The organism is Vibrio olivae (assembly GCF_042428525.1).
Classification (GTDB): Bacteria; Pseudomonadota; Gammaproteobacteria; order Enterobacterales; family Vibrionaceae; genus Vibrio; species Vibrio olivae.
Genome location: NZ_JBHMEP010000001.1, coordinates 1,983,483 through 1,996,245 on the forward strand (window position 1 = coordinate 1,983,483; position 12,763 = coordinate 1,996,245).

Below are 12,763 nucleotides of genomic sequence, written 5' to 3' on the forward strand. Positions count from 1 at the left end.
AAATCTCCTTATAAATGAGTTTCATTAAAAATTTCAAAAGGTAAATACATACCTCTTTTATTTAATTGGTCATGGCAAGCAGGAACAATACCTGTTGCACTGTAATAACCGATGACATTCCCTTCTTCATCCATTCCTTGGCGTTTAAAGCGAAATATTTCAGACATCGTTATAATTTCACCTTCCATGCCATTAATCTCACATATGCTGACCATCCGTCTTTTACCATCTTCTTGCCGTTCCATTTGCACCACAAGATGAATGGCCGAAGCAATTTGTGCGCGTAGATTTTTCGCCGACATGTTCCAACCTGCCATCGCAAACATATTTTCAACACGGCTCAGGGCATCTCTCGGAGTATTAGCGTGAATGGTTGCCAATGAGCCATCATGCCCAGTATTCATTGCAGCCAACATATCGACAGCCTCACTACCACGAACCTCACCCAGAACAATGCGATCAGGTCGCATACGTAATGAATTTTTTACCAAATCACGCTGGGTGATTTCTCCTTTTCCTTCTAGATTAGCGGGACGAGTTTCTAATCTAACCACATGTGGCTGTTGAAGTTGCAGTTCTGCAGAGTCTTCAATCGTAATGATGCGGTCATCTGAAGGTATAAACCCTGAAAATATATTTAGTGTGGTTGTTTTTCCTGAACCTGTCCCCCCCGAAATTAATACATTCAGCTCCCCCTTCACTGCCGCTTCAACGAACTGAGCCATCGCTTCAGATAAAGAGTTATAGCCAAGTAGATTTTCCATGGTCAGTTTATCGACAGCAAAGCGACGAATAGATACCGATGCGCCATCAAGCGCTAAAGGTGGAATGATCGCATTCACACGAGACCCGTCAGCCAAACGAGCATCGACCATGGGTGACGCTTCATCAATACGACGGCCAACTTGGCTAACAATACGATCAATAATATTTCTAAGATGGCGACCATCTAAAAAAGTGTATGGTGTTCGTTCTAATTTTCCTCGGCGTTCAACGTAAACGCTTTTAGGACCATTAACCAGGATATCGGACACCGTTGGATCGTGGAGTAACGGCTCAAGCGGACCAAGACCAAATACTTCGTCTTCGATTTGTTGGATAACACGTTTTCTTCCCTCAGCACTCAAGACATGACTTTGGTCTTCAGCCATCAGTTGAACGATAGCCTCGTGGAGATCCTGTTTCGCTTTTTCCTTCTCTAAACTTGCCAAAAGTCCAAGGTCAAGCGTCTCTAATAAACGCTGATGATAGTAGTGCTTAGTAGAAAGTTCCTGCTCAAGCTGCTTTCGAGCATCATCTATTGCTTTCTCTTTCGCTTCGAGTTCTCTGAGCCTAAGTTCTTTGGTTGAAGGAGGGTCTACTTGGGGTTCACCAACTAACGGCTGTATTTTCTCGTTTTCAACGGCCATATTATCTCTGTCTGCAGCTTCTACTTTTTCCTGCAAGTCTGAGTTAATATTTTTTCTTTTGAATAACATTATTCGCCCTCTCTGAATTAGCTAAACAAGCGCTTTATCCAACTTAATTTCTGCTCAGTTTCAGGGACTAAAGTACGTGTAAACTGAATAACAGATTTAGCTAGAGAAGAGTTTTTCTTTGACTGAACATACGGTTTACCCAAATTGGCACTTTCGACTGCAGCCTTAAAATCATTGGGAATCATATGCACTTTAACGCCAGGTAACGTCTCTGAAATATCTTTTAATTTTATGCTTTGCCTTTTTTCATAGCGGTTAACAACTAATTCAATTTGCTCTCTACCAAGACCAAATTCGAATGTCAGTGTTTTTATGATTCGAGCACTGTTTTTAACCGCAACCAAGTTCTGTTGAGTAACTAAAAATACTTTGTTAGCAGGAACAATGACGGACGCAAATATGCGATCTAATCCGCGAGACAAATCCACAATAACATAAGGGTAAACCTCTCTAAGAACTGGTAATAATTTATTAAAATTCTTAGCTTTATCGTAATTATCGTGACCATTTTCAGGCTTAAATGTCAGCATGTGAAGTCCGGACTTATGCTTGGTCACATAGCTAGCTAGAGACATCTCATCCATATCAGACACATTAGCTATTGCATCTGCGAGCCCATACGAAGAACTAATATTCAAATAATCATTTGCTACACCAAATTGAAGATCAAGATCGAGTAATAACACTTTCTCTGGGTATACTTTAGCCATTTCAATCGCCGTATTTACCGCTAGCATAGAGGCACCTGCCCCACCTTTTGTATTAACAAAGGCGTACATATCTCCAATGCTGCGACTAGCGAGTTTATCTTCAACCGCATTTTTGAACATAGGCATCATTTCAGAGAGTACAACCCTATCCGAAATGAAATCCGCAGCACCAATTTTTAAAGCGATTTTTAATGCACCATTATCATTTTCATTCCCAAAAACAATTAGGGACGCTTCGTGGTTATCTTGCTGTTCCTGAGGAGCCTCATAGTGTTGAAGCTCCATCACTTTCTGGGCCCAATTCGGTCCGGTCTCAACAAAAATAAGATCCGGTGGGGAAAAATGGGCGAGGTTAGCAACGACTAAACTGTGTAAAGAGATTGTTTCAAAACTCAAGTTGTCACAGTTCGCTAACTCTTGACTGATATGAAGATGAAATCTATCTGAAGAATAGAATACCCAAACCGTTAAGTTCGTTTTTAAACGAAAATGATTATGACTGTTTGAGTTTAAGGTCACCGCTTCTCCCATTGTTACTCCTTAACAATCAGTATAAACATCTTCACTATCTGAGCTGTGATAACCCAAATTCTCTCTAGGCCTGATAGTTTCAAAACTCGGAATACTTATGGCCCCCTCAACTCCAAAGAGACTAAGTAAGCCAGAAAGTTGATATTTGAAACTTTCATTAACTTTGGCTCGTACATAATTAATCTTAGAATAGGTTTCCATTTCTGCACTTTTAGATGACACATCAATATCAATTTTCGAACCATTACTATCTAAATACTCAATATCAATATCATTCGCACTAAACCCTCCAAGCAAAGGCTTAGGGACTGCAAGAAGAGGAATATCGGCTTGGTCTTGAACTCGACAAACGACGGCTAGCCGAGCGCTAACTCGAGTCGCATTATTGATAAGCTGAAGCGAATACATATAACGACCCGCTTCCATCACCCAAAACATGATCAAAAACAGAGCAGTAACAACAAATGTAAATTCGATAATGCTGAGACCATGGTGGCTTTTATTCCTTTTTTTCATGGTAGAGTCCTCATAACGACAGAGGTATTAAGTGGAAACTCTAAATCTAGGGAAGTAGGAATAAAATCGATGATTGGAATGTAATTATAGTTAATCGATATAGTGACGTATCCATTACTATGATCCACAGTAACATTGTTCGTTGTGAGATTTTTTACCGAACTCTCATCATCGAAATTTGGGGTAACCTTGCCATACACAACCATATTTTTAATGTTTGTTTCATTGGCAATTTGATCATAACTTGCCGTCCCCTGAATTGCGGACGTTGCATACCTAATCCCATTCTGAGCCTGCTTGTTCAATACATTAAACGTGATAAACGCCTGCCCAAACTCAGCAACAGCAAGAAGAATAAAAAGCAGCAGAGGTAAAACGGTTAAAAACTCTACAGCAGCAATACCACGCTGATTAGTTAATCGTTTCATGAATCCTCCGAATATGGGTCTTCATACAAAACAATTCGATATGGTCCATCGTTGTTAGAATCACTACCCGGCATACCGCCAGTGACTTCACACTCAGAGATAAACTCGCCATAAACGGCATCTTTACCACTATTGTTAGTCGGTGCCTTCTGAAGCATAAAAAAGCACCCAATAGCCGTTACGCGATACGTTGTTTTTCCGTTTTCGCTATCATCGACTCCGCTTGAACAGTCAACAATGGGCACAGGTAGAATTCTACGGTCTGGTTGGCCATTTACGGGACATAACGAGGTATCTTGAGATTCCCCAAAACAGGTTTGTCGCTCACTCAGATAATCGGCGTAATACCACTCTCCTTCGTATACCACTTCACCATTGTTATCTAAGCGAGCTTTTGTCGTAGGCTCTTTTATGTACTGGTCCGGAGGGGTCATATCATCATCACTATCTAAACGAGTATTTAACCCTTGACCAACGGGTCCCGTGGATGCACCAGGTTTTGTATCTACCGTGCCTCCAATCTTTACTTGGCCGTAGAAATGTCCAGCTAATCCATTTCTGACGGAAGATGCTCCAGAATTTGTCTTATAATCAATATCAATAATGTTCCCTTCACCATCAGTACTGCTCAGGTCAAGTAACTGAAAGTTACCAGGCCCCATAGATTCACCTTCAGGATCATCATGACCAGAAGATGATGGAAGTTTTAATGCATAAATCGTAGAACTTGAATATCCATAAAAACTGTCATTAATTTCCTTTCCTTCACACACAGCCATAGGCACCACATTAGCAACGACCGCCCCTGGGCTTGGTCCGGCAACGGCGCTCGCAGTAATGCTTTTAGCTATATCAAAGATATCGGTAAAGAAACCATAGAGAGGGTAGTCATTGATCGAGACTCGAACAAAGCGAGGTGAAGTAACAGTAGAGTCCGAAGAGAAAACTTTCGCATTGTCAGAAAATAGAACCTCAAGATTGGTAAAATCAAACTCCATTTCATCATTACCATCGGATAAGGCCATCTTGGTTAAAGTCTCTTCGGCTGCCGACTTGGCAGACTCAGATGTGCCCTCATTATCCAGTACAATTGCAGCCGCAAGCGCCGCTGCATCCACACTATTTTGCAGGCGGCTTTTATTCATCAACGCATGGTTAACATCAATGGCGAGGGCTGCTATGCCAATTAAAGAAAACATAGCTAAGGTTACGATCGCGACAACCAATCCTGATTGATGATGCCGGTGTTGGGTATACATCGAAACGCGCATACCACCATCCTTAAGGGCTAATCACTAAACCCTTCAATAAATTGACTATCAGAGCTTGATAAATCCTCGCTCTGCTTCCCTGTATATACTTGGTATGCGGACTCCATTCTTTCCCCACTTCCTGAAGGGATATACCCCAAATTATCTTGGCTTGCTTTCGGGTTGAAAGTCTGCAGCTCTTTTACCACGACAACATGTTGTCCTAAAGGTAATGGTTCACTGCTACACCCAACAATCATTGAGCTAACAAAGGTCAAAGACACAAGTTGAAATCGTTTTTTCATCATAATGCTTTCCTATAAACCATGACCAAATACCCCTTCAGCACCGCCTTTATTAGATCCTGCGCTTGTCTCTTCCGCGTTAGAATAACGAGGTTTAAAGTCTGAAGATGGTGCAATATACGAACCTTTGCCAAGCAAATAAAACTCAATATCGCTGGGTTTGATATAAGCATCGGTAGGTAACCTGACAGCGTTTCTATCGATAGGCTGAGCTAAGCGTGGGGTTACGAGGATAACGAGTTCCGTTTCGCCAGACACAAACTCCTGGCTATTGAAAAGCTGACCGATAATTGGGATGTCACTAAACCCAGGCATTTCACTAATAGCATCACGAACGTTTTCACTTAATAGTCCAGCAATTCCGATCGTTTGGCCATCGGCCAACTCTAACGTTGAAGATGCACTTCTCCGAGTAATAGGAGGGATCACGTATGTTCCATTAGTCGAACCGGGAGAAAGCGTTAAAGAGTTAGAGTTAGCTATCTCACTAACATCAACCGCGAGGTTTAAATTGATTTTTTTGTCACTCAGTACGGTAGGAATAAATTTGAGGCCAACACCGTACTCTTTGTATTCAATCGTAATGCCATCATCATCTGGCACCGGTATCGGAAACTCTCCACCAGCCAAAAACTCGGCTTTAGCTCCGCTCAACGCGGTTAAATTAGGCTCGGCTAATATTTTTGCTGACCCATTTTGTTTGGCGATATCTAAAGCGAAAGTGAATAAAGTATCACTGTCGATAAAAGAACCTAATAATCCGGTATCTTGAATAGAGGGCGAATTAAATATCGGCCCAATAACGCCGTTGACGTCATCAATAAGACCTCCAGCAGAAGTTCCCCCCCAAGAAAAGCTTCCGTTTTGCTCAAAGAAATGAAAGTTGGCATCGAAACGACGAACCAAGCTGCGTTGAACTTCTGCCACAGTAACTTCCAACATAACTTGTTGAGCACCTCCGATGGTCATCAGGTTAATGACGCCTGTCTGACCTACTTGTTCACTCAATGACTCGGTTTGCTTATCCACAGCAACCCCTGAAGCGTAGGTCTCTGCAATTCTTAACGCCATATTCATCGCTGACTGAGAACTAATTTGACCGCTTAATACTAAACGCTGTTGTGAACTATGCACTTTAATCACTTCATCAGGCATAAATTCGAAAAGCTTGGCTTTCAAACTATTTAGATCATGAGTAACCTGAATATTGATCGATTCAATCAAGCGACCATTACGATCCCAAGCCATGAGGTTTGTTGAACCAAGCTTCTTACCAATTAAAAATAGCTCGTCAGATTTCAGCATCACAATATCTAATACACTAGGATCCCCCAACGAGACTCTTTTGGCTTTTCCGACTAATGTAACGTGAGTGGATTTATGATGGGGCACCGTCACAATTTTTCCGGTCTGAGGAGCAGCGTAAGCCCCCCCGCCAAAGCACAGAATAAAAAGGCTAACAACCCAAACATTGACTCTTTTCATTTTTCACCTCAGTCCGAAACTCGAATATTAGAAGACTCTGTGCCCTTAATAATGGTCACACTTGGCGCCACATAGCGCCGTACTACTGGTTTTGGTTTTTCATGAGGGTTTCTTAAAGTGAGTTGAATCTCTCCTCGGCTTTTTGCAGACAGCAATTTTTCAGCCTCTGAAGGAGAAACTTCTAACGTTACTGCGCGAACAATGATTGGTTTGTTTTCATCGGTTTTCGCCGTTTGGTCTACGGCCAATACCTTAATATCTTTTAAAACCGTTCGAGTATTGGCAGAAGTTTGTCCATATTTGATGGTGTTTAGTACATCGACCTTATTTCCCGGCAACAAAAATCCCGCGACACCAATAACGTCATTAACTCGAATCGTCACTGCTCGTTTGTTTTCCGGAATCAACGCGGCGAGTGTCGCCCCTTCACCGGGGGTCGTAACACGATTTAGCGTAATAATCTCTCCAGGAAATATCGTATTTTCAACAACCTGACCAACAAGATCATCGGCGCTTGTGTATTGCTCTTCCGTTCTCCAGCTCTTTTCGAGCAATTTTGTTGAGAGGTGAGCGGAGTCAACGATAGTTCCCGCCTTAATCTCCTGGCTCGCGATCACCACAGGTTCTCGCTCAACCACTTCAACTTCCACCTGGGGGTGGGTCTGACTATCCATCCATTGCTTAGAAAAAAATACCGCTCCTAAGCCAAATAGAATAGAAAGGAAAAACAATAAAATAATCTGGTTGCGGCTCATCGTTTACCTCCGCCTTTTCCATCGGCAGTAAAATACACTTCCCATGCCCGAGATAAAATCTCGGAAGTAATTACCGGCTCAGTCTGTTCAAAAGCAATAATATCGCGGCTGATGCCAACAATATCTTTAGGTAAGCACGGATAAAAACCGACTTCATGTTGGCGATGTAAAGAAAGAAGAGTGTCAAATGAAGTCGATGCGATTTCCAATTGACGTCCTTGTGCTAATTTATCCCAGAGAGCCGTATATTCCTGTTCAAGCAAAGGTTGAAACTGAATCTTATAACCTAGTCGTCTTAGGAAGGCCGGATCACTGATTTTTTCGGGATCGAGATTGGTTGAAAATGCAAGTGTCAGAATGAAGGGGATCGTAATCTGTTGACCGTTAGGGAGATTAAGATGGTCAAAGAAGTACTCCATGGGCACAATCCAACGGTTAAGCAATGTTGCGACAGGCATGGGCTGACGCCCCAAGTCATCAATAATAAAGATGCCATTGTTTGCCATCATTTGCAGAGGTGCCATCCACACCCGGTTATGCTCAGAGTGGTTAACTTCAAGCATATCCATTGTTAATTCGCCACCGACTTGAATACTAGGGCGCTCACATAGTGCCCATCGCTGGTCATACTGTCCTTTAAAAATGATACTTTGACTTTGTTCTTGATGTACTTTTCGATGGTGCTGTGGGGAATAGACCTTGATAATATTTCCAGCGGCATACACGGCGTAGGGTATGTAAACAGATGTATTCAAAGAGTTTAAAAGCCGCGTGGCGACAAAGGTTTTACCTGTGCCCGCATCACCATACAGTAAAAGCGCTCTTCCTGAATTAATCGCGGGACCTAGCAAAGAGATCAGTCTCTCGGCGCCATAAACTTCATTCAGTGCTGCCGTGACGTCACTTCGTGTTACTAAGTTTGCTCTAACATCTTGAGCTTGGACCATTTCGTTATATTGCTGCAGAGAAACAGGGGCAGGGCCTATGTAAGCATCTTTTTTAAACGCGACATCTGCTTCTTGGCTTCCCATATCAGAAAGCGCATAAACAACTCGCCCAGCATGCGTGTGTGAAGGAGAGGCGTCTGACTGAAACACTTCAACGAGGGATTTTTTACGCAGCGTAGCAATCAACTCTTCAACCAAGTGACTGTTGATGCCCATCAATTTGGTGACTTGAAGCAAGTCGGATTTTGGGAATGCAGCAAGCTGTTTAAGAAGCAAATTTTCTAAAACCGCACGAGGAACCTGCAAAAGATCAATAGACGTCGGCACGCTTGGCGCGAGAGCTTGAGGCTTAAGTGTTGTGGCTTTTTCTTGGGTTTCCTCAGAGCTTGTTTCCATCACTTGCTTCCTTGACATTTAATAAAGTTAATAGAAATACTGATACCACGCTAAACCGATAACGACGATAGGCGCAAAAGGCATTCTCATTTTGTCTTTTGATTTCCCCCCGGATTGTTTTAAAGCCTGCAGTCCACCATAAGCAGCTAATTGGTAGCGAGTTAATGTCTGTTTGAGCAACGTAGGCTTGTAAGCCAAGTATTGAAAACAGTAGAAACTACCAACCACTACCGTCGCAAAGCATATTGAAACGAATACCGGAGCCAGACTCCCCCAGCCAACGATAAAACCAACAACAGCAAGTAACTTTACATCCCCAGCTGACATTGCTTTAGATAAATACATCGTCAAACCCAAACCGAAGAAAAAGCTACCGCCTAAAATTGCTGAACTCATCCCAACTGGAACGTCAGAGGAGAGAAATATTTCTAATATCGCTGCGCAAAGTAGAAGGCATAAATACTGATTAGGTATGCGATTTTCTCTAGCATCAAAAATGGCCAAGACACTGAAAAGAATCCAATAAATAAAGCTCATGGGAGTATGTACTCATTAGCAATTCCATCCATTAGTAATGAGTGGCTTATCCATTATGAAAGCCACTCATAGCGTCTAGATTTCAAGTAAACTCATTCGGGAGTACCGCCACCCGCATTACCAGCAGCGTCGGCACCGCCAGAGAAAAACGTGGCTAAACGTGTGCTCAAATCTGTACCAAAAGTACTGAACAGTGTGGCAATAGCAGCGACAACCATCGCACCACCAATAACATACTCCACAATTGTCAACCCCTCTTCATCTTGCATAAAGGACTTAACAGATTTCAAAAACTTATCCATAAACTTCTCCTTGGGTAATGGCTGTTTAAACGCCTAATTAAAAATTACAACCAAAACCCCTTAACGGTTAGTATTTATGTATTAATGAATAGCACTTTCTTGTTATGAATCTAAACTCATAACAACTCCAAAAGCATCAAAAGAAGAAAAATTGCAAAGAGAAGCACAAACAGAACTACAAATAAATAATTGAAAAACAAAAACAAAAATACAAAGACAAGCTCTTCCAAAACAGAATTAAGTCACTCTTATTCATGAAACTTGACAAAAAATACTTATGGAATATTTGTGATATCGATTCATAAAAAAAGGCTCACTAATGCCTTCATTATCATTTGCGCAAGTAACAAAATCATGAATAGAGCATTGAAATCGTCAAATGCTCATCTAAGCTTTAAAGCAAACTTTTGATTGATGGATAAACAATGGGTTTAAGGCACAGAGGGAACTGGCTAGGCCAATCTCTCTCATTTATTCCTAGAGATACAATGCTAAGCATTGAAAACAATTTTAAAATCAATGAATTTGGATTCGATGTATCCATTCTGAGCGATCCAAACACTCAATACTGTTTTTTCTTCCATGAAAAAGAGAGTGAAAGTGGACTCCTCAATAGATCACTCAAGATTTGTGAGTTTCTTAAAAAGAACCTAGTTGTCATCCATACAGGATTATTAGATTCAAACAAACTTAACCATGAGAGCATCATTGCCAGTTACAACCTCAAGGAAAACAATATCCTTCCTTGGCTAGATAAACTTTCGACCCAACTGACCTACTTACTTGGTGAAACGACCCTTTCTCTCGAAGAGGGTGAACAGCAAGATCAAGCTATCAATAAAGATCTCATCGAAATTTTACGTTACATCGATAACAACCTATCTCGCACGATTCGTGAGGAGGATATCGCTGACTACTGCCACTATTCTGTCAGTTATTTTTCCAAAATTTTTCATCATTCCATCGGGATGACCTTTAGGGATTATCTGATCCAGAAACGCATAGGCTTAGCCAAACAACTGCTAAGAGAAGATAAAAAGACTAAAGTTGCCTTTATCGCGTTCCAGTGTGGCTACAAGGATGTTTCCTACTTTACTCGTATCTTTAAAAAGAAAACTGGGGTCACGCCTGCGAGTTACAGGCATTCTGTATAAACTAAATATCTGCTATTGAGCTCTCTGTTTAGAGCGAAACTCTTTTCATAAGCGACGTCAGCATGCTAACTTAACATTGATTTAACATTATAATTACAAAATATATTAAATGGAGTTTGCATATGATGTTGCCAAATGAAACTCAAGAGCTCTCTTGTACCCTGCCACCACCAAATGAATTGATTCTGAAATGGGCAGAAGAACAACCAAACTCTGTGTATTTAAAGCAGAGCGTGAATGGTGAATTTATTGAATGGACATTTGCTGAAGTTGCGGACAAAGCACTGCGCTTAGTCACTGCTCTAAGAGATTTAGGGATTCAACCAGGAGAGCGGGTCGCACTGATTTCAAAAAACTGTGCTGAATGGTTCGTCACCGACCTAGCACTGATGTTGGGAGACTATATCAGCGTACCTATCTTCCCAACCGCGGGTGACGACACCATTGACTACTGTTTGAAACACAGCTCAAGTCGAGCCGTGGTTGTTGGGAAGTTAGATAATAAAGAGGCAACAGAGTTAGCTTTAAAAGCCAACAGTGATATTACCTCTATCGCCTTTTCTTACCCTTCCGCCCCTAACGCGCAATACAATTTTGATCAATTAATCGCTCAATCTTCACCCAGCGACGCGCGGCCACAGCACAGCGACAACAAGATCATGTCTTTGGTTTATACATCCGGAACGTCAGGAAAACCAAAAGGGGCAATGCTCAGCTACGGCGCTTTTTCGTGGTCGGTGAAACAGTTAGTAGAACTGATTGGTCTGAGAGATGACGACCGGCTCTTTTCCTACCTTCCATTAGCCCACATTACGGAACGGGTTTATGTATTTGGTACCTCAATTACGGGCGCGGTGCCGACGGCTTTTTCGGAATCCCTAGATACCTTCATTGAGGATGTAAAACGTCATCAACCGACATTTTTTATTTCGGTACCCAGGTTATGGACGCTTTTCCAGCAGCGCATTCAAGATAAGATGCCACAGAGAAAGCTCAATCTTCTGTTAAAAATTCCGTTTGTGAATACCCTTGTCAAAAAGAAAATCGCAGATGGTTTAGGGCTGAGTCAGGCTCGCATTTTAGGTTGTGGTTCAGCTCCGGTCTCGCCTGCATTATTAAAATGGTATCACTCTATCGGATTAAATATTACAGAGGCTTGGGGAATGACCGAATCCTTTGCCTACAGCACCATTAATTATCCATTTAATCCCGATAAGATTGGAACCGTAGGAAATGCAGGGCCTGGTGTAAAAGTCAAAATAGCGGACGATGGCGAAATTCTGGTCCATAGCCAAGGAATGTTCTCCGGTTATTATCATAATGACGAAGCCACCAAAGAATCTTTTAACAGTGAAGGTTGGTTGCATACTGGTGACATTGGTTCGCTTGATCAAGACGGTTATCTCACGATACAAGGACGGAAAAAAGACACGTTTAAAACAGCCAAAGGGAAATTTGTCTCCCCTGTCCCTATCGAGAAAAAGCTATTTGAATATAGCCGAGTTGAAATGATGTGCTTGATAGGCCTTGGATTACCCGCTCCTATTTTGTTGGTTGTTCCGCACCAGTTTAAAAACTTTGATCGGAACCGCTATGAAAAAACCACACGTAAGATCATAAATCGAATGAATTCAGAACTTGAATCCCATGAGCAGATTAAAGGCGTGTTAATGATCAAAGATCCTTGGAGTATTGAGAATGGCATTTTGACGCCGACGCTCAAGATCAAACGCCATGTTCTAGAGCAAAAATATCACGACATGGGCCAACAATGGCCGAAAGATAAATTGGTCATATGGGAAGAGTAACTTTTTCTGATTTCGATTATTGTCTTTAATTAAAGGAGTGCTTTGCGCTCCTTTAATTATTAGTAAAGATAAAAGTTCGTGTCGTGTTTCGTTTTGACAACGGCTGGGTCGACATCGTCTCTGAAGAATTAACGAAATTAATTTGTGGCTGAAAAAAGAGC

The 12,763-nt window shown here is 41.8% G+C and carries 13 protein-coding genes; 2 read left to right on the forward strand and 11 right to left on the reverse strand.

Annotation, left to right across the window (positions count from 1 at the left end; genetic code table 11):
• Positions 1–8 precede the first annotated feature (8 nt).
• The 11 genes from ACFFUV_RS09180 to ACFFUV_RS09230 all read right to left on the reverse strand — a co-directional run bounded on the left by ACFFUV_RS09180 (position 9) and on the right by ACFFUV_RS09230 (position 9,640).
• The gene (locus tag ACFFUV_RS09180) at positions 9–1,478 is read right to left on the reverse strand and encodes a TadA family conjugal transfer-associated ATPase (RefSeq protein WP_390191445.1); all 1,470 of its coding nucleotides are present in this window, start codon (positions 1,476–1,478) and stop codon (positions 9–11) included.
• Between the two features lie 17 nt (positions 1,479–1,495).
• Positions 1,496–2,719, reverse strand: a complete 1,224-nt coding sequence (locus ACFFUV_RS09185) for a CpaE/TadZ family protein (protein WP_390191447.1) — start codon at positions 2,717–2,719, stop codon at positions 1,496–1,498.
• A 9-nt stretch (positions 2,720–2,728) separates the two neighbouring features.
• Positions 2,729–3,235 carry a TadE family protein gene (locus tag ACFFUV_RS09190; RefSeq protein ID WP_390191449.1) on the reverse strand — a complete coding sequence of 169 codons (507 nt, stop codon included), beginning with the start codon at positions 3,233–3,235 and terminating at the stop codon, positions 2,729–2,731.
• Positions 3,232–3,663: a TadE/TadG family type IV pilus assembly protein gene (locus ACFFUV_RS09195; protein WP_390191451.1), complete on the reverse strand. Its 432-nt coding sequence runs from the start codon at positions 3,661–3,663 to the stop codon at positions 3,232–3,234. Before ACFFUV_RS09195 ends, ACFFUV_RS09190 begins: the two co-directional genes overlap by 4 nt.
• Positions 3,660–4,934 carry a pilus assembly protein TadG-related protein gene (locus ACFFUV_RS09200; RefSeq protein WP_390191453.1) on the reverse strand — a complete coding sequence of 425 codons (1,275 nt, stop codon included), beginning with the start codon at positions 4,932–4,934 and terminating at the stop codon, positions 3,660–3,662. The genes ACFFUV_RS09195 and ACFFUV_RS09200 overlap by 4 nt, the downstream gene beginning before the upstream one ends.
• Before the next feature lie 17 nt (positions 4,935–4,951).
• Positions 4,952–5,221: a hypothetical protein gene (locus ACFFUV_RS09205; RefSeq protein ID WP_390191455.1), complete on the reverse strand. Its 270-nt coding sequence runs from the start codon at positions 5,219–5,221 to the stop codon at positions 4,952–4,954.
• 9 nt (positions 5,222–5,230) lie between these two features.
• Complete coding sequence (locus tag ACFFUV_RS09210; RefSeq protein ID WP_390191458.1) at positions 5,231–6,703, reverse strand: type II and III secretion system protein family protein; 1,473 nt, start codon at positions 6,701–6,703, stop codon at positions 5,231–5,233.
• A gap of 8 nt (positions 6,704–6,711) precedes the next feature.
• On the reverse strand, positions 6,712–7,458 hold the full coding sequence (gene cpaB, locus ACFFUV_RS09215) for a Flp pilus assembly protein CpaB (protein WP_390191460.1): 747 nt from the start codon (positions 7,456–7,458) through the stop codon (positions 6,712–6,714).
• Positions 7,455–8,801: an ATP-binding protein gene (locus ACFFUV_RS09220; protein WP_390191463.1), complete on the reverse strand. Its 1,347-nt coding sequence runs from the start codon at positions 8,799–8,801 to the stop codon at positions 7,455–7,457. Before ACFFUV_RS09220 ends, cpaB begins: the two co-directional genes overlap by 4 nt.
• A gap of 27 nt (positions 8,802–8,828) precedes the next feature.
• Complete coding sequence (locus ACFFUV_RS09225; RefSeq protein ID WP_390191466.1) at positions 8,829–9,338, reverse strand: prepilin peptidase; 510 nt, start codon at positions 9,336–9,338, stop codon at positions 8,829–8,831.
• Between the two features lie 92 nt (positions 9,339–9,430).
• Positions 9,431–9,640 carry a Flp family type IVb pilin gene (locus ACFFUV_RS09230; protein WP_390191467.1) on the reverse strand — a complete coding sequence of 70 codons (210 nt, stop codon included), beginning with the start codon at positions 9,638–9,640 and terminating at the stop codon, positions 9,431–9,433.
• 425 nt (positions 9,641–10,065) lie between these two features.
• Here ACFFUV_RS09230 and ACFFUV_RS09235 point away from each other — a divergent pair, with 425 nt between their 5' ends.
• On the forward strand, positions 10,066–10,794 hold the full coding sequence (locus ACFFUV_RS09235) for a helix-turn-helix domain-containing protein (RefSeq protein WP_390191470.1): 729 nt from the start codon (positions 10,066–10,068) through the stop codon (positions 10,792–10,794).
• Positions 10,795–10,916: 122 nt separating this feature from the next.
• On the forward strand, positions 10,917–12,602 hold the full coding sequence (locus ACFFUV_RS09240) for an AMP-binding protein (protein WP_390191475.1): 1,686 nt from the start codon (positions 10,917–10,919) through the stop codon (positions 12,600–12,602).
• Positions 12,603–12,763 lie beyond the last annotated feature (161 nt).